This window comes from Cloacibacterium caeni, from assembly GCF_907163125.1.
In the GTDB taxonomy this organism is placed as follows: Bacteria; Bacteroidota; Bacteroidia; order Flavobacteriales; family Weeksellaceae; genus Cloacibacterium; species Cloacibacterium caeni_B.
The window spans coordinates 2,184,135-2,206,504 of sequence record NZ_OU015319.1; the positions used below are offsets into that span (position 1 = coordinate 2,184,135).

14 protein-coding genes are annotated in these 22,370 nt (G+C 32.5%); 1 reads left to right on the forward strand and 13 read right to left on the reverse strand.

The genetic code is table 11. The features are described 5' to 3' along the window. Nucleotides 1-8: 8 nt before the first annotated feature. The 7 genes from KKQ79_RS10185 to KKQ79_RS10215 form a co-directional block, all read right to left on the reverse strand. Nucleotides 9-1,363, reverse strand: a protein-coding gene (locus tag KKQ79_RS10185) for an IS3 family transposase (RefSeq protein WP_213190656.1) whose coding sequence is annotated in 2 segments (ribosomal slippage) — nucleotides 9-889 and nucleotides 889-1,363 — 1,356 coding nt in all. Because the reading frame shifts where the segments join, the coding sequence is not laid out codon by codon here. A gap of 82 nt (nucleotides 1,364-1,445) precedes the next feature. Next, nucleotides 1,446-3,050, reverse strand: a complete 1,605-nt coding sequence (gene pckA, locus KKQ79_RS10190) for a phosphoenolpyruvate carboxykinase (ATP) (protein WP_213190045.1) — start codon at nucleotides 3,048-3,050, stop codon at nucleotides 1,446-1,448. A gap of 134 nt (nucleotides 3,051-3,184) precedes the next feature. Next, complete coding sequence (locus KKQ79_RS10195; RefSeq protein ID WP_213190046.1) at nucleotides 3,185-4,087, reverse strand: GYDIA family GHMP kinase; 903 nt, start codon at nucleotides 4,085-4,087, stop codon at nucleotides 3,185-3,187. A gap of 65 nt (nucleotides 4,088-4,152) precedes the next feature. Further along, nucleotides 4,153-5,028: an ACP S-malonyltransferase gene (gene fabD / locus KKQ79_RS10200; RefSeq protein ID WP_213190047.1), complete on the reverse strand. Its 876-nt coding sequence runs from the start codon at nucleotides 5,026-5,028 to the stop codon at nucleotides 4,153-4,155. Nucleotides 5,029-5,088: 60 nt separating this feature from the next. After that, the gene (locus KKQ79_RS10205) at nucleotides 5,089-6,987 is read right to left on the reverse strand and encodes an amino acid ABC transporter substrate-binding protein (RefSeq protein WP_213190048.1); all 1,899 of its coding nucleotides are present in this window, start codon (nucleotides 6,985-6,987) and stop codon (nucleotides 5,089-5,091) included. Nucleotides 6,988-7,024: 37 nt separating this feature from the next. After that, a complete protein-coding gene (bshC, locus tag KKQ79_RS10210; RefSeq protein ID WP_213190049.1) occupies nucleotides 7,025-8,593 on the reverse strand; it encodes a bacillithiol biosynthesis cysteine-adding enzyme BshC in 1,569 nt (522 codons plus the stop codon). A 9-nt stretch (nucleotides 8,594-8,602) separates the two neighbouring features. Continuing rightward, nucleotides 8,603-10,522: a putative porin gene (locus KKQ79_RS10215; protein WP_213190050.1), complete on the reverse strand. Its 1,920-nt coding sequence runs from the start codon at nucleotides 10,520-10,522 to the stop codon at nucleotides 8,603-8,605. Between the two features lie 181 nt (nucleotides 10,523-10,703). Here KKQ79_RS10215 and KKQ79_RS10220 point away from each other — a divergent pair, with 181 nt between their 5' ends. Continuing rightward, a complete protein-coding gene (locus KKQ79_RS10220; RefSeq protein WP_213190051.1) occupies nucleotides 10,704-11,366 on the forward strand; it encodes a hypothetical protein in 663 nt (220 codons plus the stop codon). A 46-nt stretch (nucleotides 11,367-11,412) separates the two neighbouring features. Here KKQ79_RS10220 and KKQ79_RS10225 read toward each other — a convergent pair. From KKQ79_RS10225 to rimP, 6 genes are all read right to left on the reverse strand, one after another. Next, nucleotides 11,413-12,767, reverse strand: a protein-coding gene (locus tag KKQ79_RS10225) for an IS3 family transposase (RefSeq protein WP_213190656.1) whose coding sequence is annotated in 2 segments (ribosomal slippage) — nucleotides 11,413-12,293 and nucleotides 12,293-12,767 — 1,356 coding nt in all. Because the reading frame shifts where the segments join, the coding sequence is not laid out codon by codon here. 73 nt (nucleotides 12,768-12,840) lie between these two features. Further along, a complete protein-coding gene (locus KKQ79_RS10230) occupies nucleotides 12,841-14,391 on the reverse strand; it encodes a RagB/SusD family nutrient uptake outer membrane protein (RefSeq protein ID WP_213190052.1) in 1,551 nt (516 codons plus the stop codon). A 14-nt stretch (nucleotides 14,392-14,405) separates the two neighbouring features. Beyond that, nucleotides 14,406-17,264 (reverse strand): SusC/RagA family TonB-linked outer membrane protein, encoded by a 2,859-nt coding sequence (locus tag KKQ79_RS10235; RefSeq protein ID WP_213190053.1) that lies wholly within the window; start codon nucleotides 17,262-17,264, stop codon nucleotides 14,406-14,408. 293 nt (nucleotides 17,265-17,557) lie between these two features. Then, nucleotides 17,558-20,431 carry a translation initiation factor IF-2 gene (infB, locus tag KKQ79_RS10240; protein WP_213190054.1) on the reverse strand — a complete coding sequence of 958 codons (2,874 nt, stop codon included), beginning with the start codon at nucleotides 20,429-20,431 and terminating at the stop codon, nucleotides 17,558-17,560. 60 nt (nucleotides 20,432-20,491) lie between these two features. Then, nucleotides 20,492-21,727 (reverse strand): transcription termination factor NusA, encoded by a 1,236-nt coding sequence (gene nusA / locus KKQ79_RS10245; protein ID WP_213190055.1) that lies wholly within the window; start codon nucleotides 21,725-21,727, stop codon nucleotides 20,492-20,494. Nucleotides 21,728-21,783: 56 nt separating this feature from the next. Continuing rightward, complete coding sequence (gene rimP / locus KKQ79_RS10250; RefSeq protein WP_213190725.1) at nucleotides 21,784-22,251, reverse strand: ribosome assembly cofactor RimP; 468 nt, start codon at nucleotides 22,249-22,251, stop codon at nucleotides 21,784-21,786. Nucleotides 22,252-22,370 lie beyond the last annotated feature (119 nt).

Consider the following 22,370-nt stretch of genomic DNA (forward strand, 5'->3'; position numbering starts at 1 on the left):
AGACAAAATTAAACAATATTTTCAAAGGAAAGAGTTCGGTACTGTACCGGACTCTTTCCTTTGAGATTGAGTCTTATTCTATCATTGTTGTAATAGTGAATGTACTTCACTATTTCCATCTTAAGTTCCTGAATGGAACCAAACTTTCTGGCATAAAACATTTCTGATTTTATCGTTCCAAAAAAGTTTTCTATCACCGCATTGTCCAAACAGTTTCCTTTTCGGGACATACTTTGAATAATACCTTTTTCTTTTAACAAGTTTTGGTAATGTTTCATTTGATATTGCCAACCTTGATCAGAATGTAGAATGATGTTTTGTGTAGATTTTACTTTTCTGAATGATTTCTTTAGCATTCTGATGATTTGGCTAAACACAGGTCTTTCAGATAAGTCAAAACTGACAATTTCACCATTAAATAAATCGATGATTGGAGATAGATAAAGTTTATTACCCGATACATTAAACTCTGTAACATCGGTTGCCCATTTCTGATTAGGAGTGTCCGATTTGAAATTCCTCTGTAGAACATTGGGCGCAATTTTCCCTTGCTCTCCCTTGTAAGATTTATATTTCTTCACTCGGATAATACTCTTTAAACCTAATATTTTCATAAGTCGTAAAACAGTTTTGTGATTAATCAAAATTCCTTTTTCTTTCAAAAGCAAAGTAATTCTTCTATAGCCCAACCTTCCTTTGTGACGATGATAAATCTGCTTAATCATTTCTTTTATTTCCGCATATTTATCTTTCATTTGAAAGCGTTTTTGATAGTAATAAAAACTGCTTCTTGCCATCGATGTACAATGCAGTAGTACTGCTAAATCAAAGTCCTGCCTTAACTCTTCGATGGCTTTGGATTTTTCCTTTCCTGAATTAAGGCGTCTAACTTTTTTAAAATGGCGTTCTCGGCTTCTAAATAATAAATCCTCTCCAACAGTTCTTCCTCCCTTGTTAAGGGTTTGCCTGTTTTCTTTTTTTTTCGCGTGTAATTACTCATGGTTTTAGGTCTTCCTCTGGGTATGTTTTCTAAACCTAAAATACCATTTTTTTTGTAATTACGCTGCCAACTAAGAATACTGGACTCCGCAGGAATATTAAACCTTCTCGACGCTTCTTTTAAACTTAAATTCTCTTTCTCAATTACTGATAAAATCTTTAATTTAAAATCTTTTGTGTAATGCGTATTGGAAAGCCGAACAAGTCCTGAAACTCCATAAAGTTCATAAAATTTTATCCATTTACGAACCAAGGAACCACAAACTCCAATGCGTTTTCCTAAATCGTCTGTTCCAATATCCCCTTTGTGATATCTCTTTATAGCTTTTAATTTAAAGTCTAATGAATATTTACTTTTCCCCATAAAAAATGCCCCTAAAAAGTGTCTAACTTTTTGGGGGCAGTCCATAAACTGAGGATTTTATATTTAGGTATTTCTCTTATTTTTATAATTGAGGACCTGCCGCAACTAATCTTTTACCTTCTTCTGTATCACAATATTGTTCAAAGTTTTTAATATATCTAGCTCCCAAATCTCTAGCTTTTGCTTCCCATTCGCTAGCATCAGCATACGTGTTTCTTGGATCTAGAATTCCTTCAGTTACATTTGGTAAAGAAGTAGGAATTTCTAAATTCATAATTGGAACTACAGTTTTAGGTGCAGATTCTATAGAACCATCTATAATTGCATCGATAATTGCTCTAGTATCTTTAAGAGAAATTCTCTTACCAGTACCATTCCAACCTGTATTTACTAAATAAGCTTTAGCTCCGTGTTCTTTCATTTTACCAATTAATGTTTTAGAATACATTGTTGGGTGTAAAGTAAGGAAAGCTTCACCGAAAGCTGGAGAGAATGAAGGTTCTGGAGAAGTAATTCCTCTCTCTGTTCCTGCTAATTTAGATGTATAACCGCATAAGAAGTGATATTGCGCTTGATCTTCATTTAAAATTGATACTGGAGGCAATACTCCGAATGCATCTGCTGATAAATAAACGATTTTTTTAGCGTGACCAGCTTTAGAAGGAAGTACAATTTTATTAATATGATAGATTGGGTAAGAAACTCTAGTGTTTTCTGTAATAGAATTATCTTTATAGTCTATTTCGCCATATTCATTTACCACTACGTTTTCTAATAAAGCATCTCTCTTAATCGCTCTGAAAATGTCTGGTTCTTTTTCTTCAGTAAGGTCAATTACTTTTGCGTAGCAACCACCTTCGTAATTAAATACACCATTGTCATCCCAACCGTGTTCGTCATCACCAATTAAATATCTTTTTGGGTCTGCAGAAAGTGTAGTTTTACCTGTACCAGAAAGTCCGAAGAATAATGCTACATCACCTTCTTCTCCTACGTTTGCAGAGCAGTGCATAGAAGCCATTCCTCTTAATGGAAGATAGTAGTTCATCATGGCAAACATCCCTTTCTTCATCTCACCTCCATACCAAGTTCCTCCGATAATTTGGATTCTTTCTGTAAGGTTAAACATTACAAAGTTTTCAGAATTTAATCCTTGAGCTTGCCAATCTGGGTTCACTGTTTTAGATCCATTCATTACAATAAAATCTGGAGTTCCGAAGTTTTCTAACTCATATAATGATGGTCTAATAAACATATTTGTTACAAAATGAGCTTGCCATGCAACTTCCATTACAAATCTCACTTTAAGTCTTGTATCTGGATTAGTACCACAGAATGCATCTACTACATATAATTTTTTAGAAGAAGAAAGCTGTTCTAAAACTAATTCTTTACAAGATTTAAAAATCTCTGGAGTTGTAGGGAAATTAACTTTTCCGTCCCAGCAAATAGTATCTTTTGTTACATCATCTTTTACGATATATCTATCTTTAGGTGATCTACCTGTGAAAATACCCGTTTTTACAGCAACTGCGCCTGATTCTGTAAGAGCTCCCTTTTCAAAACCTTTATTTTTATCAGACATTTCTGCTTTAAAAAGTTCTTCATAGGTTGGGTTATACACTACTTCGTGATAACCTGTAATACCTAGATCATGTAGCTCTTGAATGATTTTAATGTTTTTCATAACTAAAATAAAATATTATTGTTCATATTTTTTTGTATTACAAAATTAGCAAAAGTATATAGTTTTATTAAATCTTAATTGATGATATTGGTCACTGAAATCCGTCATAGAATTTATTTTCAAATAATTGAATATCAATATATTAAATTTTTCCATTCTATGATATTACTAAAATTGCGCTCAAAAAAGTAATTTTTGTAATCCCCAAATTTTGAAGCTAGAACGAAATCTCCGCCCCAAGCTCCCAAACTTTTAATGAAACTTGGGCAATCTTGAAAGTGTTTTTCTTTAGCGGTTTTCATTCCTAAAAATTCACTTAACTTACTCTCATGCAATATCATAAGGTTAGAAAACTCTTCCAAGGTTTTACATTGTAGTACTTTTTGAGTAATTTCTGAAAAGTCAGTTCTTAAATCTAAAGATTTTTTTTGAGACTGAAAAGCTCTTATTCCTTCTCTGCTATCTTGCTTTTGGTTTAAATGAATGAAGATTAAATCATCAGTAAAACTAGGATTGAATTCTACTCTTTCTATTTTTCTAGGGCTATTTTGATAAAGAATGGCAGACTTTTCTTGAGCCACAGCTATATCATAACCACTTCCACCCAAAGAAAGTTCATTAAGAAGAAAAGCATCTATATGAGACCACTCTGCTAAATTATTCATCAATGTAGAACTACTCCCCAATCCATAATTCGCGGGGAATTGTAAATTAGTAGTAATTTTATAAGTAGAATCGCTATGAAATTTTTCTGTAGAAAGTTTTTTGACGTTTTGAAGCACTTTTAGAATAAATGCTGCGCTTTCAGGAAGGTTGGTTTGTACAATTTCCCAATTTTTATAATTTATTTGGATAGAAAGCCAAGGTTTGTTCTCATGCAAAGCCTCCCAAAAAACCATGGAAGCACTATCTTTTTCTTCTTCTGAATAAAAATCTTGTCCCAATCGAGTAGGTACTGCTAAAGCTAAAGCTCCATCTAACACAAAGTATTCTGAAGTAATCAGTAATTTGCCTGGTGAAAATATGTGATTTTTCAAAGGATTTTATTTTTAACAAAAATAAAAAAGAAAAAGCCACAAAAAAATTTGTGGCTTACTTTATTTTAAATTGCAGATGCAACTGTTACTTCGGAGTTAATCTTCTTTATCAGTCCTTGCAAAGTTTTTCCTGGCCCTACTTCTACAAAATTTGATGCGCCATCTTTAATCATGTTTTGTACAGACTGTGTCCATTTTACAGGTCCTGTTAACTGAGCAATCAGATTTTTTTTAATTTCATCTGGATCTGTAACTGCAGTTGTTGTAATATTCTGATAAACCGGAATGGTTGCCTTTCTAAATTTTGCATTTTCTATTGCCGCAGCCAATCTTTCTTGCGCAGGTTGCATTAAAGGTGAATGAAACGCACCATTTACTGGCAAAATTAATGCTCTTTTCGCACCAGCTTCTTTCATAGCGTTACACGCTTCTTCTACCGCTTTGGTCTCACCAGAAATTACCAATTGTCCTGGACAGTTGTAATTCGCTGGGACTACAATTCCATTAATTGACGCACAAATTTCTTCCACTTTAGCATCATCTAAACCTAGAATTGCTGCCATAGAAGAAGGATTAATATCACATTCTTCTTGCATCGCCAAAGCTCTTTCTGAAACCAACTTAAGTCCGTCTTCAAAACTTAAAACTCCATTGGCAACTAATGCAGAAAACTCTCCTAAAGAATGTCCTGCTACCATTTGAGCTCCTGTTCCGTCAATTGCTTTTACAGCAGCTACAGAATGAATAAATATTGCTGGTTGAGTAACTTTTGTTTTTTTAAGGTCTTCATCAGTTCCCTCGAACATGATTTTTAGTATATCAAAACCTAGAATTTCATTACTGAAATCCATGAGGTCTTTAATTTCTTTTCTACTATCATAGAGTTCTTTTCCCATTCCTACGAACTGAGAACCTTGCCCTGGAAATACAAGTGCTTTCATAATTTTTTTTCGATAAAATTTGAGTCTTATTCTTCTTTTGTTTAGTATTAGTTTTCGCTATTAAGGAACTAATCTCACTACTCTGTAACCCTGGTTCACGTATGCACCGTTTTTGTTTCGTACAAATTCAAACTTGGTAGCCAATTGAGTCTGAGGTTTATTCATTTGCTTAAACAATTCTCCTTTGCTGTTTTCTCTGGTCAACATATCATTCACTACGTCAAAACCAATTACAGCATACTTAGAAGGAGCTTTGCAATATTTTTTCTTATAATCTGCGAGAACTTCTTTTTCGAAGTCACCGTCTGTGTTAATTTTTCTATCCATCAAATACACCAAGCTCGCATTGCTGAGTTCTGCAATATTTTTTTCAAAAGATGGATGATAATACATACTGAATGATTTCATTCCGCTGGTTTCTTTAGCCAAATCAATGATTCTTTTTGAAAAATCACTTCCTGCGTCATCATTATCATTTGCCAAAATAGCAATCACTGGAGCGGTTTGACCGGTCATCATATTCGTATCTAACTGAATATCTGCAGAAGAATTTACTACGGTGATGTTTGCATTTTTCAACTGACCTTCTAATTGTTTCTTCATATAATTGGCATACGTCTTGTCAGAATCTGCCACGATATATATTTTTTGGTCAGAATAAGCCAGAGAAACTTCTTTTACAATTCTGTCTGCAAAAACACTTTGTTCCGTTTCGATAATCACCAAATTGCTATAATTTCTAAGCTCTGGAGAATTTGCAAACGGAGCTACCACAGGAATTTTTTGAGTTTTTACATAGTCTAAAACTTCTAAAACGTTTGACTTGAAAAACGGCCCTATGATTAAGTCTGTATTATTTTGATTAATTTGGGTAAGTGAATTTTTAAAACTTGCTTCACTTCCTGCGTCTACTACTTTTACATCTAGTTTTTGACCAGCTTTAGCATTTCTTTCGATAGCTAGTTTTGCACCCGTTAAGAAATCAGCAGCCATAGTTCTGTATTTACTGTCACCATCATCAAAACCGAATGGCAACATTAAAACTACATTTAACTCATCACCAGATTTTTTAACATAACCCGCTTCTAGCTTCTTCACTTTTAGAACCATTCCTGGTTTTAAACCTTCTGAAAGTTTAGGATTGAGTTCTAATAATTGGTCTAGCGAAACATTAAATTTATTAAGAATTCCGAAAACAGTATCGCCATTCTGAACCGTGTATGTTTGGTATTCGTCTGCAACTACATTCTGAACTTCTGCTTTTTCGGTTTTTTTATCTTCTTGCCAAGTTACTGTTTCTTTAACCTTAGAATTTTGAGGTTTTTTCACATTAATGACTTCACCAGGTTGCAATCCTTTTTCTTCTAAACCAGGATTGATGGCAAATAATTCCTCTTGAGTAAGGTTAAAACTTTTGGTAATTCTGTAATAGTTATCTTTTGGCTGAATCACATAAGTTCCTTCATCTGCTTTTGGCTTTTCTATTGCCTTTTCAACAGGTTTTTCTACTGGAACTTCTGTTTTTACGAATGCATTTTGATCTGCATATTTTTTGATATTTTCAGCAGGTAACGTTATCTCGTCACCAATTTTCATATGCTGGTCTAAGTTAGGATTCAATTTTCTTAAATCCACTTCAGAAATATGATATTGTTTGGTAATTCCGTAAATCGTTTGCTTCGGTTGAAGTACGATTTTGCCTAATTTTTGATTGGTAGTAGCCACCGCTTTTTCAGTAGTTTTTACAACTTCTGAGTTTTTCTTAGTGATGATTAAAACATCTCCAATCGCTAATTTTCCCTCTTTGATTTGAGGATTTAGCTTCGTGAGTTCGTCTAGTGTTACGCCATATTTTTTAGAAATATTATACGGAGTATCACCTTTTGCTACAGTGTGTGTTTTCTGTGCAAAAGCTACAAAACCTATTAACGTATATATGAATACAAGATATTTTTTCATCCTTGTTATTTAAAATGCAAAATTAATGTTTTTCGGGCTAAAATTCGCTAACAATTAAGACAGAATTTAAAACCTCCATTTTTTGGTAACAATTTTCGAGCCATTTTTCGCCATTTTCTGCGAAAAAGACACTGAAATTGAGGCTTCTTTCTTGCCAATTATTAGCAGGGTGAATTTCTGAATACAAACGCTGAAGATAATCTATTTTATCTGCGTGAAGAATTTTTTCTGCACGTAACAATCTTTTCTTAAATTTCTGAAAAGACTTCAATTGTCTTGTTTCTTCTGCTTCTACCATATTCCTAAAGGTAACGGCAGTAAGTGAAGCTTTATTTTTTAAAATTTCAAAATTTTCTTTTAACAATTGCTCTCGGTTTTCTAAATCGGCATTCAATTCTGATTCTTTCAGCAATTTTTGATTTAAGAATTTCTGGAAATCTCCTAAAAAGTATTTTAGTGCTACTCCAGATTTTTCTATTTTATCTAAAGTTTTCTTTCTTAGGAACAACATAGAGTTTCTAGGAACCAAAAGAGGAAATTCTATCCCAAATTTCTCAAAAACCTTTGGCATCTCTAACCAATACATGATTTCTGCATTCCCACCAATGTATGCAATATTGGGCAAAACTTTTTCTTGAAAAACTGGTCTTAGCAAAGCATTCGGTGAAATTTTAGACCAATCTTCTGCTAATTCTTCTAAAGCAAACGTGAGATTTTTATCTACAATCTGAAATTGTTCCCCATCAAATTCTATTCTATTTCTGGTATCAGACAAGTAGAAAAGGTTAATTTCTCTAGGGTTTACTTGTACTTTTCCGTATTTCTCGGTTAGGAATTTTACATTTTCTTGAGAAAAATAATGGGTAGTTTGGTTCACCAATTCTTCCTTAAAGATATTTTGCATTTGATTTTTGAGCAAAACATCGTCTCCATCTATCATTAAAAGTCCAAACTCTGCAAAAATTTCTTGAACCAAAATCTTTGTAGCTTCGGCAAAAGTTCTTCCTTTTTGATAAGCTTTTTTGGCAAGAAGAATAAGCTGTGTTCCGAAAACATCATCTTTAAACTCTTTTTCGAATTCTTCTAAAAAACTATTGTCTTCTATAATAATTCTGCCAACTGCACCACCAGAATTTCCTTTGACTTGATAAAATCCATTTGCAGTTTTAAAATGATTAATCTCCTCAAAATCGTGGTCTTCTGTAGCCAACCAAAAAATAGGAACAAAATTTTTATCTGAATTTTGAGTTAAAAAATCGGCCGTTTTGATGGTTTGTAAAATTTTGTAGACAAAAAATACTGGCCCAGAAAATAAATTCAACTGATGACCTGTAGTTACAGTAAAAGTATTTTCGGATAAGAGCAAATCTAAATGCTGTGATTGCTTAGCACTTAAATCTAAATGCTGATGCTGCGCTCTAAGAACGTCTACCAGTATTTTTCTTTGCTCTAATGTATAGTTATTTGCTTTTTTTTCTGCTTGTAACAATGCGTTTTCTAGGGTAAACTGATATGCAGAAAAATGCGGAATTTCTTGTTGAAGAAAGTCTTTGATTAATTTCGGGATGGTTTCTAAATCTTGAAACGGAAATTTAAACTTCGGCATGAAGCAAATTTAGTGAAATAAATACCAAACAATTCCTAAATTCAATCGAAAATCATAAATAGGATAATTGGGAGCAGCGAATGATTTATTTTTCATAAAAGTAGTGTTTACATGCTGCGCTTCTGCATAAATAAGCATTCTTTTTACCTTCATATTAAAATAAGCATCTGCAATAGGTTGACCACCAATAGAAGCGGTATTTGCAGAAACTGCAAATTCATTGAGTACTGGGAAATATTCTCTGGAATTAAATTTAGAGAAATAATACACTTTTATTCCTGTTTGAATTTCCGCAGCATCTTTGAACGCTTTTGCTTGGTAATAAGCATTTAATCTACCGATAAAACTAGGCATCGGGTAAAGATTTTTCTCAGACAAAGCCGATTGGAAAAGTAATTTGGTATTGAAATTAAGTCTCCAATAAGAAAAAGTAGCTTCGCCACCAATTTGAGAAATGTTGAGCGATGACTCGCTTTGCTTAGACTGATAATCAGCGCCAATGTACGTGTAATTTTCTATTCTAAAATAATTAGCAAAAACTGAACTTTGGAACCACTTTAGATTGACTTTACCTCCGATTTCTAAAGTGCTTTCGTTTTTAGCGTCTAAAAAATTATAATTGAAATTTTGGTAAAAAGATGGATTGATTAAATAATTAAAACTCGGTTTAGAGGTTTGCAAATTTACATGAGCATCTAAAACATAATCTTTAATCGGTTCTAATTTCAAGTTGTTTTCTGAACGAAGAAAGTTGCCAAAAGTACTTCCGTTAGAATATTCTACATTAGATTTTAAATCTACCTTGTCCCATAATTTGATTTCTAAATTCCCCACTGCACCAAATCTGTTTTCTTTATTATCTAAAGGAATACTGACACCAACAATGGCTGGAAGTTCTTTGTCTGTTCCTAAATTAATCATTTGATGACGAACTCCTGCTTCTAATTTGAAAGTAGGTTTATCAAAAAGTAAGGTGAAAGTATTGCTCAAGTTTTTAGAAAATTTATAAGCAGACGTTCCATAATCTTCTACAACATCTGAATCATAAAACGACTCAAAACCTTGTTGTTTATACCAATATTTATTGGCTTGATGGAAAATAGTATGTCTCACTTTAAAAGGATATTTCTCTGAATTTACAAACTGAAATTCCTGAGAGAAATAATATCTTCTGTACGAAAATCTTGAATCCGTAGATGTAAGGTTTACGGCAAGATTCTGTCTATTATTAAAACGAGTGTCATCTCCTAAAAAAAGGCTTAAATCTTCTATTCCACCATTTTCTTCGTTGTTTACGTTCTGGTGAATGTAATGTGTGAAAAATCGATAACGATTATTCTTAGAATTAAAACGAGAAGATAAAACGAAATTATTAGAAGCGGCTAATTCTCTTTGGTATACACCTTGAGAACGTAATCCCATATATTCTAAGGCTACGTTGAAATTTTTTCCTACATTTTGAGTATAAGTAGTTTTCAATGCTGCTCCTTGTTTCATAGCATTATGGTAGATGAAAGATGTAGTGGGCGTTTTTACATCATAATATTTAACATCATCTACTCCCAAAATAAAATGTGATTTTCGAGTAGGTAATAACGCTAAGTTTTGTTCTTTATTGACACGAAACATTAAATCTTGAAATCCAGAACCGATGTTGGCAAATTGGATTTTCCCAAAGTTGTCTTGGTTATTGTATTGTGTAAATTGATAAGATTTGTCTATTGTAAAAACGGTATCAAAAATTTTCTTTTCAGAAAACTGAGTATAATGCTGGTAGTCATTTATGGTTGGCTTAAAGATTTTCAAAGAATCTTTACCACCTTTATCTATTATTAATGTATCAGAAGGAACATTTCCATCGGTTTTATTAACAATTTGAGCGCCTAAAAAATGTACTGCAAAAAATATGATGAATAAGATGTATTTCATTTTAATATTTTGAAGTACAAAAGTAAGGAAATTAAAAGAATAAAGTTACCCGATTTTATTTTCAAATTTTAGTCTCTACAAATTAACTCTTTTAAAATAATTTATTTTTGAAATAATCTTTATTTTTTTTTATTATTAATAAATAGAATTTACATTTGTAATGGTAATAAAAAAAATTAATATGAAAATAACATTTTTTATGCTATTTATAGCAAATACGGCTTTTTCACAAACAGATGCTCTAGGCATTATAAGTAATGACGCTAATTACAGTAGAGTTATTAATCAAAATAATCTAGTTGACAAAAAAAACGAAGTTAAAATAGAGGGTTCACCTTATTTATTTAATGAGTATAATTTATCTAAAATAGGAGATTACAAAGATGAAATCAATGTAAAATATAACATATTCAGTGATGAAATAGAATTTGTAAAAAACGGTCAACTTCTTGCTCTCAATAAAACATCAGACCTCGCTAGAATTAGATTTATTAATTATAATACTACCCTCGTTTTAAAGGATATTAATGGTAATAAAGGGTATTATTTAGAACTTTTTAATAATAATGGAAGACAATTACTTAAAAAACTGAAAATACACTTAGAGAAAGGGAGAACTTCACAAAATTCTTATGATCTGGATAGAAATTCTAGATATATTGAAGATGAGCCAATTTATTACTTTTTTATAGAAAATAATTTAATTGCATCCAATAAATTAAAAAAAATAGAAGGAGATTTAGAAAAAAAAGGATATAATATCAAAGAAATATTAAAAAAAGAAAAACTAAGTATTAAAAAAGATCAAGATTTAATAAAACTAATAAATTTAATTAATAAATAAAAAAAAACCACTAGATTTTAGACTGCACCCAAAAGTTTAGACAAAATTAAACAATATTTTCAAAGGAAAGAGTTCGGTACTGTACCGGACTCTTTCCTTTGAGATTGAGTCTTATTCTATCATTGTTGTAATAGTGAATGTACTTCACTATTTCCATCTTAAGTTCCTGAATGGAACCAAACTTTCTGGCATAAAACATTTCTGATTTTATCGTTCCAAAAAAGTTTTCTATCACCGCATTGTCCAAACAGTTTCCTTTTCGGGACATACTTTGAATAATACCTTTTTCTTTTAACAAGTTTTGGTAATGTTTCATTTGATATTGCCAACCTTGATCAGAATGTAGAATGATGTTTTGTGTAGATTTTACTTTTCTGAATGATTTCTTTAGCATTCTGATGATTTGGCTAAACACAGGTCTTTCAGATAAGTCAAAACTGACAATTTCACCATTAAATAAATCGATGATTGGAGATAGATAAAGTTTATTACCCGATACATTAAACTCTGTAACATCGGTTGCCCATTTCTGATTAGGAGTGTCCGATTTGAAATTCCTCTGTAGAACATTGGGCGCAATTTTCCCTTGCTCTCCCTTGTAAGATTTATATTTCTTCACTCGGATAATACTCTTTAAACCTAATATTTTCATAAGTCGTAAAACAGTTTTGTGATTAATCAAAATTCCTTTTTCTTTCAAAAGCAAAGTAATTCTTCTATAGCCCAACCTTCCTTTGTGACGATGATAAATCTGCTTAATCATTTCTTTTATTTCCGCATATTTATCTTTCATTTGAAAGCGTTTTTGATAGTAATAAAAACTGCTTCTTGCCATCGATGTACAATGCAGTAGTACTGCTAAATCAAAGTCCTGCCTTAACTCTTCGATGGCTTTGGATTTTTCCTTTCCTGAATTAAGGCGTCTAACTTTTTTAAAATGGCGTTCTCGGCTTCTAAATAATAAATCCTCTCCAACAGTTCTTCCTCCCTTGTTAAGGGTTTGCCTGTTTTCTTTTTTTTTCGCGTGTAATTACTCATGGTTTTAGGTCTTCCTCTGGGTATGTTTTCTAAACCTAAAATACCATTTTTTTTGTAATTACGCTGCCAACTAAGAATACTGGACTCCGCAGGAATATTAAACCTTCTCGACGCTTCTTTTAAACTTAAATTCTCTTTCTCAATTACTGATAAAATCTTTAATTTAAAATCTTTTGTGTAATGCGTATTGGAAAGCCGAACAAGTCCTGAAACTCCATAAAGTTCATAAAATTTTATCCATTTACGAACCAAGGAACCACAAACTCCAATGCGTTTTCCTAAATCGTCTGTTCCAATATCCCCTTTGTGATATCTCTTTATAGCTTTTAATTTAAAGTCTAATGAATATTTACTTTTCCCCATAAAAAATGCCCCTAAAAAGTGTCTAACTTTTTGGGGGCAGTCCAATTCTCTAGTGGTTTTTTTTATTTATTAATTATTTATAACCAGGATTTTGAGTAATAGTTGGATTACCTTGTACCTCATTTCTAGGAATTGGTAGTGTAAACCTGTAATCAGTAACTGGTAAAGTTGTAGGTACAGTAGATACATCATCCGTAGGATGTCTATCAATAGATTTATTGGCCAAAGCTCCTAATCTCTTTAAATCAATATATCTATGACCTTCAAAAGCTAACTCTACTCTTCTCTCAAGCAATATATCAGAATATGCCTGAGCAGCAGAAGTATATGTAGGCAAAGTCACAGGACCTAAATAATTTCTCTTGTCTCTAATCTGCTTAATGTATCCTGCTGCTGTTACAAAGTCATTTTCAACTACAGCACATTCTGCAAGAATTAAGTACATTTCAGAGAGTCTGAAAACTTTTTCATCATTTCTTAATGGGTTAGTTCCTTGATATTTACCTGGATATTTATCAATAACCAAAACATCTGAATTTTTATAGTCAGGATTTGTAGCATAATTAGCGTCAATTTTAGATGTAGGATCTACATATATATATCTTCTAATATCTCCAGGGGTTGAATCTAAAATATTAAATAAGTTTCTTCCCATATCATAAAGAGGACTACCTCCCAGAGTTGAATTATTGGTATTAAAAATAGTTCCAATGTTAGTCCATGAACCTGAAGTTGGTCTACTTAAAGCAAAAATAATTTCTCCTCTTTCTTTATCATTATACATTTTTGCAATAGCGCTTGTAGATGCATAAGAATTCAAGCTGACATGCCATGCAGAAGATCCTGGTGTAGAGGTTGGTAAAGTATTAACACCTACTAAGCTTAATCCAGACTCATTAATTACTTTAGTAGCGAATTGCTTTGCAAGTGCATGTTTTCCTCTGTAAAGGTAATATCTTGCTTTAAATGCATTAATGAAATTTTTTGAAATATAAAAATAATTAGTATTATCTACTAAGTTAGTATCAGCAAAACTTAAATCACTATCAATTAAAGCAAAAATTTCAGAGTTTTTTACTCTAGGTAATTTTTCATCATTGACTGGTACCTTTGTAGTTAATATAACGCCTAATGCGTCATCATTTTTCAAATCAGTAGAGAAATAAGTTTCTAAAGTAAAATAGGCAAAAGCTCTAATAACTCTAGCTTGGGCAATTACAGAATTATATGTAATTTGTTCTGCACTTGTTGCTGGCGTAATAAGTTCAGCGGCAGCTAATAATCTGTTTACTCTATTAATAGTTGCATAATTAGACAGCCATAAGCTACTAGACGTAGCATCCGAAGGATCTAAGAAAAACTGATGCATCCCTGGTGTTAAAGTAGAATTCGCCGATCCCAAACCAGTTTCGTCTGTAAGGAAAGCAGAAACTGTAACTGGTCCTGTATTACTCATAGTTGTATAAACATCACCGAACAAATATTTTTGCAAATCAGTAACACTTTTGAAAGTCTGTTGATTATTAATTTCTCCATCTTGTACTATATCAATTGCGTCTCTACATGAGTTAAAAAAAGATAATGTTATCAAAGAAATTAATGATATTTTGATTATATTTTTCATAATTTAAAAGTTAATTAGAATTCAATATTTGTTCCTATAGATACTGTCCTAGGGTTAGGATAAACACTCAAAGGGAAAGTACCTAAACCTTCGGGATCGAATCCTTTCCATTTAGTCCAAACTGCAAGATTTTCTCCTTGAACATACACTTTAAGTGATTTAACAAAATTTCCTTTTAATAACTCTTTAGGAACAGAATATCCAAATGATAGAGTCTTAAATCTTAGGAAAGAAGCATCATATAAAAATCTATCTGAAGTAGAAGATCTTAAAGGAGCTGTTAATGCAGGAATATCCGTAATAGTATTAGTAGGAGTCCATGCGTTTAGTAAATCTGCAGAAACATTAAAGCCACTTGCCATATATGCTGGGTTATATGCCCAAATCATCTGATTGTCAATTCTCCATAAATCAGCTTGGAATGCGAAAATCGCATCTAAGAAAAATCCTTTATATTCAGAATTTAATCCAAATCCTCCTGTATATTTAGGGAAATAGTTTTTACCCGTTTTAACTCTATCCGCATCAACTGGATTTTCAGTAAGGTTTCCATTTGCATCTAAGAATTGTTCATTACCATTTGCCGGATTTACACCTACATATCTCACTAAATTCCATTGGTTAAGAGTACCTCCAACTTCATTAATCAATGACCCAGTTAATACTGGAACAGCTAAGTCAGTAAGGGTATTTTTATTATAAGCCCCATTTACAAATAAACTAAATCTTAAATCTTTTGTATTTGCTATGTTATATCTTAGAGCAACTTCTACACCTTCATTTTTCAATCCTCCTAAATTACCTCTATAATCATAGAAACTTGTAATTGCAGAAGATTTAATGTCGTTATAAAGCTTATCTGTTTGCTTTCTATACACATCTACGTTACCTTCTAATTTATTAGAAAAAACTTTAAAATCAAGACCAATATTTGCCTGTGTTACCTCTTCCCACTGAAGTGAAAGGTTTCCAATACTTGAAACAGCATATCCTACATTATTATCATACCCATTATTAACAGTATTAAGATCTCTAACAATTTGGGTTCCTAATAGCATAGCATTTGAACCAGCTGCAGGTGCAACTACGTTAGCATTTCCTTGAGTACCATAAGAGGCTCTTAGTTTTAATAAATTAAAAACAGAACCTTCCATGAAATTTTCTTTATCTATATTCCATCTACCAGCTACTGACCAGAATGTTGCCCATTTATTATTCTCTGCAAATCTATAACTTGCATCTCTTCTCAAAACCGCACCAAAACCATATTTAGATTTATAATCATAATCTAAAGTTCCGAAGAAAGCTAAAGCTCCTGCATTAACTTTTTGAGCTGATACAGAAGGAACATATTTATTTGGATCAGCTGCATTATAAGGGACATATCCCGTACCCGCACCTAAAGCCCAGTTAAGTGGATTTAACCCATTTTGGGTTCTAGAAGAGAATAGATAATGAACCTTTGTATATTCTAAATAAGCCCCTAAATCTATTTGGTGATCTCCAAATGTTTTAGAATAGTTAGCACTTGTTACAGAATTAAAGTTAAACTCTTTACTATTACTTATAGTTTCAAAACCACCATATTGAGTAGAATTACTAGCAGCTACTACTTGCGCTAAATAAGACCAAGGTGCTCTAGCGTTCCATTGATCTGTATTCTTAAAATCCATACCCGATCTATTTGTTAAAGAAAGATCGTCTGTAATTTTGTAAGTAGTAGTTGTACTTGTAAATATATTTGTATCAAAAATTCTGTTTGGAATATGCCCTGTTTTTAAAACATCTTCTAAAATATAAACAAAGTTACCTACGCCTCCAGAATTTGTTCCAATAGTATTAAATAAATCTCCTGGGTTCTTGAATCTATTTGCCTCTAAATAAGGAAGTGCCATCAAAGAACCTAATAATGGATTCTGAACTGTGTTACCATTAATTCCAGAATTAGTTTCTTGATTTAATTGATTTCTTTTAGAAAAAGCTAATCCTACTTGTGCATTAAAAGTTAACTTATTATTAGAAGACTTTGCATTAATATTATTTCTCAAAGTAAATCTTTGAAAATTTGTATTTGGAACTAAGCCTCCTTGCTGGAAATAACCTAATGAAGTATAATTGCTCAAATTTTCTCCACCACTGGAAATTGTAAGATTATGCTGCTGAGTAAGGTCCGCATTAAAAAAAACATCTTTCCAATTAGTATCTATTGGATAGTCTGCAATTTGAGCATCTGTTAAAGTCCTACCTAACAAAACATTTCTTCTCTTTTGAATTGTCAGCAACTCTCTAGCATCCGCAATGTTGTATCTATTATCTGGCATGAAGCTTACCCCTGTAGTTCCCGAATAAGTAAATCTAAACCCTGAACCGAATTTGGCTTGTTTTGTTTTTACAACCAAAACTCCATTTGCGCCTCTGTTACCATAGATAGATGTTGCAGCAGCATCCCTCAAAATAGAAACAGATTCTATGTCTTCAGGATTTAAGTTTCGAAATTGATTTGCGTTAGTAGGAACCCCATCAATTACTACTAACGGCTCTGTACTTGCATTAATAGAAGAAATACCTCTAATAATAACATCAATCCTTGCACTACCTGGAGAGCCAGAGTTAGATGCAATTGTTACACCAGGAGCAGAACCTTGAATGGAATTGAGAAACGAAACATTTGGACGACTATCTAATACATCCGCAGTGATCGTAGTATTCGCAGATACATCCTTAGGTTTAGTTGAACTTTTGTTATAACCTAATATTACAACTTCGTCAATCTTTTTTTCTCCTAAAGAATCTTTTTTCTTTTGCGCCATAACAGTTTGTCCTCCTATAAAAAATAGAGCACCAACTGTTAAAACTTTTAATTTTACATTCATATTAACAATATTTAATATTTTAATAAACAAAAATGTTAATAAATTTTAACATAGCCAAATTTTAAGTTAAATAAATAATATTATATTTTATCATTTTAAACAACATATTTACCTTTTATTAAAAAGTGTTCATAAAAATTTTATATAATTAATGATTTTTAAATTTATAATTTTTTAAATGTTAATTTTTTCAAAAAAAAATAAAAAAATAAATTTTATTTAGAATTAATATAAATAATAGAGATGATAATAAAAAATCCCGATTTTACTCGGGATTTGCTATTGTAAATAAACTATTTAAGTTTTTTCTTTACTTCTATTTCTTCATAGACTTCTAAGATATCACCTACTTCTATGTCATTATAGCCTTTAATGTTAAGACCACATTCATAGCCCTTGGTTACTTCTTTTACATCATCTTTGAAACGTTTTAGAGATTCTAATTCACCATCGAATTTTACAATTCCATCGCGTAGAAGTCTAATTTTAGAATTACGGGTTACTTTTCCGTTTAGAACCATACAACCTGCAATAGTACCCACTTTAGAAATCTTGAACGTTTCTCTAATTTCTACATTTCCTATTACTTGCTCTCTGATTTCCGGAGAAAGCATACCTTCCATCGCTTCTTTTACATCATCTATTGCTGCATAGATAATAGAATAAGTTCTGATTTCTATTTCTTCTCTATCTGCCAATTCTTTTGCATTAGCACCAGCCCTTACATTAAATCCTATCATAATAGCATCTGATGCTGCAGCTAATAATACGTCTGACTCAGTGATTTGACCTACACCTTTGTGAATAATATTCACGCTGATTTCAGCAGTAGAAAGTCTTTGTAACTGATCAGAAAGTGCTTCTACAGACCCATCCACGTCTCCTTTTAGGATAATATTCAATTCTTTGAAATCACCTAGAGCAATTCTTCTTCCTAATTCATCTAAAGTAAGATGTTTTTTAGTTCTGATGGTTTGTTCTCTCTGTAATTGTTCACGTTTATTAGCAATAGATTTCGCTTCTCTTTCGTCTTCGTAAACTTTAAATTTATCCCCAGCAGTTGGAGCTCCATCTAAGCCTAGAATCGTTACAGGAATAGAAGGACCTGCTTCAGTAAGCTGTCTTCCTCTTTCATCTAGCATAGCTTTAATCTTACCATGATTTTTACCCGCTACTACATAATCTCCTACTCTAAGCGTACCAGCTTGTACTAATACGGTAGAAACATAACCTCTTCCTTTATCTAAAGATGCTTCAATGATTGCACCACTTGCATTTTTATTAGGATTAGCTTTTAATTCTAACATTTCTGCTTGAAGCAATACTTTTTCTAATAATAAATCTACATTATTACCAAATTTTGCAGAGATTTCTTGTGCTTGTACATTTCCTCCCCATTCTTCAACTAGAATATTCATTCCAGAAAGTTGTTGACGAATATTGTCTGGATTAGCGTTTGGTTTATCTACTTTATTGATTGCGATAATCATAGGAACACCAGCAGCTTGTGCGTGAGCAATCGCTTCTTTGGTTTGTGGCATTACATCATCATCCGCAGCTACTACAATAATTACGATGTCGGTAACTTGTGCACCTCTCGCTCTCATCGCTGTAAAGGCTTCGTGACCTGGTGTATCTAAGAATGTAATTCTTTGTCCTCCTTCTAATTTCACATTGTATGCACCAATATGCTGTGTAATACCTCCAGATTCCCCAGCAATTACATTGGTTTTTCTGATGTAGTCTAATAATGAAGTTTTACCGTGGTCTACGTGTCCCATTACGGTCACAATAGGAGCTCTTGGTAATAAATCTTCTTCAGTATCTTGAACTTCTTCTTCAGATTCTGCTTCTAAATCTGCATCTGCAAATTCTATTTTGTAACCAAATTCATCAGCCACTAAAGTAAGTGTATCTGCTTCTAATCTTTGGTTCATGGTAACCATTACACCTAAAGAGAAACATGCAGAAATTACTTCTGTAGCACTTACATCCATTAAAGATGCCAACTCTGAAACAGTGATAAATTCAGTAACACGAAGTGTTCTGTCCGCTGCTTCTAGCTCTTGCTGCAATTCATCCTGCTCTCTACGGTAGGTTCTCTTTTCTTTTCTATATTTAGAACCTTTAGATTTACCTCCTTTATTGGTGAGTTTTTCTAAAGTTTCTTTAATTTGATTTTTAATTTGCTCATCAGAAAGTTCTACAGGCATTACTTTTTCTCTGCCTTTATGAGCACCTCCTCCTTTATAATTAGGGCTATGAGGTCTGTTTCTGTTCGCTCCGCCTTGGTTGTTGTTTCCACCGCCTTGGTTCGGACGATTGTTATTATCTCTGTTAAAAGGTTTCTTATCGCCTCCCTGTTGGTTATTGTTACCACCTTGACCTTGTTGATTTTGACCTTGTGTAGGAGCCGGACCATTATTAATTCTTTTTCTCTGCTTCTTCTTATTTGGGTCTGGTTTAGAAGGTCTCGTTTGGAACTGAGAAAGGTCTATTTTTTCTGTAGAGACAATTTTGGGACCATCAAGTTTTTGATAAACCGTTTTAATTTTTTCAGGTTCATCAAATTTCACAGAAGTAGTCTCTTCTTTTACCGGAGCTTTAGGTTGCTCTTTTTTCACTTCTGGCTTCGGAAGTTCCTTTTTCTCAAATTTTGGAGCCTCTTGTTTAGGTTTTTCTTCTTTTTTAGGAGAAGGTTTTGGTTTATTAGATTCTATTTTACTTAAATCAATTTTATCCAAAACTTTAAGTTCTACAGGTTCCTCTTTTTTAGGCTCTACTTTTTGGATTTCTTCCTTTTTAGGTTCCTCTGGATCAACTACAGGCTCTGCCGCAGGAACTTCTGCCTTAGGTTTTTCTAATTCTATTTTACCCAAAACTCTAGCCTCACCGATAGATGGAGCTTTCGCTTTGATTACTTCTGGTTTTTTAGGTTCAATTTCTAATTTTTCTTCTGGAACCTTAGAAATCACTACCTCATGAGAAGCTTTACGCTGTTCGCTATCTCTAGCAAACTCCGCTTCTAATGCTGCATATGCCGCTTCTTCTAATTGAGCGTTTGGATTGCTTTCTACTTCGAAGCCTCTTGATTGTAGAAACTCTACTAATCTAGACATCGAGATATTAAATTCCTTTACCGCTTTATTTAATCTAATTTTTGGCATTGATTGTAAATTGCTTTTAGGCTATTAAGCCAAATTATTTTTGTTATAAAATTAAAGATATTAATCTTCGAATTCTGCTTTTAGAATTCTTTTTACTTCTTCTATCGTTTCTTCCTCTAAGTCTGTCATGTTTACTAGCGCTTCTGTATCTTTATCTAATACACTTTTCGCAGTTTCTAAACCTACTTTCTTAAACTCAGCAATAATCCAAGCTTCGATTTCATCATCGAATTCTGTTAATTCTACATCATCATCTGCTTGTTTTTCTCTGTAAACATCTATTTCAAAACCAGATAACCAAGATGCCAATCTAATGTTTTGACCTTGTTTTCCGATTACTTTAGAAATTTCTTCTACTGGCGTATAAACTAATGCGTAGTTTTCATCTTCATTGATTTCTACTTTATTAATCGTTACATTACCAAGTGCTCTCTTCACAAGAATTTCTGAATTTCTAGACCATTGAATAACGTCTATATTTTCATTTTTCAATTCTCTTACTACACCATGAATTCTAGAACCTTTTACCCCAACACAAGCTCCAACTGGGTCTATTCTATCATCATAAGCATCTACCGCGATTTTCGCTTTTTCACCAGGAATTCTCACTACTTTTTTCAAAATAATAGTACCATCTTGAATTTCTGGAATCTCAAGTTCTAATAACTTTTCTAAGAATTTAGGAGCAGTTCTAGAAACGATAATTTGAGGCTTAGAACCTTTGAAATCTACCGTTTCGATTATCGCTCTTACATTATCTCCTTTTCTGAAAAAGTCAGAAGGAATTTGGTTTTCTTTTGGTAAAATGTATTCATTTCCTTCGTCATCTAGCAAAATTACATGTTTGTGACGAATATGATGCACTTCACCGATGGCCAATTCTCCAATTCTATCTTTAAACTGCTCATAAAGCATTGCATTGTTATGCTCTTGCAATTTAGTTGCTAGAATTTGTTTAAGGGTTAAAATATTTCTTCTTCCTAGTTGTGCTACAGGAATTTCTTGAGTATATTCTTCACCTACTTCGAAAGTAGGGTCTATTTTTTTCGCTTCTGAAATTTCTATTTCTAAATCATCATCTTCTGACATTTCATCTTCCACAATTGTTTTATTTAGAAATATCTGAAAATCTCCTTTATCAGGGTTTACAATTACGTCAAAATGGTCATCAGAATCATATCTTTTTCTCAAAAGAGTTTTCAATGAATCTTCAATGATGGCCATTAAATCAATCTTACTAATCCCTTTTTCGTCTTTAAAATCACCAAAGGATTCAATCAACGCTAAATTGTCCATTTTAATTTTTTTATATTAATTTTAATGTTATTTAAACCATTTTAGCCCTAAAAAGACTAAAATTTAATGACTACAAGAGCCTTTTTTATTTCAGTATAAGGAATTTCTTTGTTCTCTACTACATCTTCTTTCCCCTTCCCTATTAATTTAGGTCTTCTGTATCTTAACACAATGGTTACTTTATCTTCATCTACCGCTACTACTTCACCTTGTATTTTCTCATCAGAATTCAGAAGAACTTCTATTTCTCTGCCCATGTTTTTCTTAAACTGACGAGAAAGTTTCAACGGCTCACTTAATCCAGGACTCATGACTTGCAAAGAAAAATCATGCTCTTCTCTGTCAAGATTAAATTCTACTGCTCTACTTGCATCAAGACAATCCTGAAGACTCAACCCTTCATCGCCATCTAAAATTACCGTAATATCATCTCCTGCAGAAATCTTTAAATCAACGAGATACAGGTCTTTTCTAGTTTCTAAAAACTCATGAACGAGTTGTTCTACTTTTGCTCTAAAATCCATAATCACATTTGAGGTTACGCTACGAAAAAAGGCTTTCTTTCGAAGCCTTCTCATTTCTTTTCCGTTAATCCGTGGCAAATATACATAATAATTTTCAATTTTACAAAGATTGTTGGTTT

Bases quoted from the DNA above. Each gene is read 5' to 3' on its own strand.
- KKQ79_RS10235 (WP_213190053.1), bottom strand. From the start codon at position 17,264: ATGAATGTAAAATTAAAAGTTTTAACAGTTGGTGCTCTATTTTTTATA.
- nusA (WP_213190055.1), bottom strand. From the start codon at position 21,727: ATGGACAATTTAGCGTTGATTGAATCCTTTGGTGATTTTAAAGACGAA.
- bshC (WP_213190049.1), bottom strand. From the start codon at position 8,593: ATGCCGAAGTTTAAATTTCCGTTTCAAGATTTAGAAACCATCCCGAAA.
- infB (WP_213190054.1), bottom strand. From the start codon at position 20,431: ATGCCAAAAATTAGATTAAATAAAGCGGTAAAGGAATTTAATATCTCG.
- fabD (WP_213190047.1), bottom strand. From the start codon at position 5,028: ATGAAAGCACTTGTATTTCCAGGGCAAGGTTCTCAGTTCGTAGGAATG.
- KKQ79_RS10205 (WP_213190048.1), bottom strand. From the start codon at position 6,987: ATGAAAAAATATCTTGTATTCATATATACGTTAATAGGTTTTGTAGCT.
- rimP (WP_213190725.1), bottom strand. From the start codon at position 22,251: ATGGATTTTAGAGCAAAAGTAGAACAACTCGTTCATGAGTTTTTAGAA.
- KKQ79_RS10220 (WP_213190051.1), top strand. From the start codon at position 10,704: ATGAAAATAACATTTTTTATGCTATTTATAGCAAATACGGCTTTTTCA.
- KKQ79_RS10230 (WP_213190052.1), bottom strand. From the start codon at position 14,391: ATGAAAAATATAATCAAAATATCATTAATTTCTTTGATAACATTATCT.
- KKQ79_RS10215 (WP_213190050.1), bottom strand. From the start codon at position 10,522: ATGAAATACATCTTATTCATCATATTTTTTGCAGTACATTTTTTAGGC.
- pckA (WP_213190045.1), bottom strand. From the start codon at position 3,050: ATGAAAAACATTAAAATCATTCAAGAGCTACATGATCTAGGTATTACA.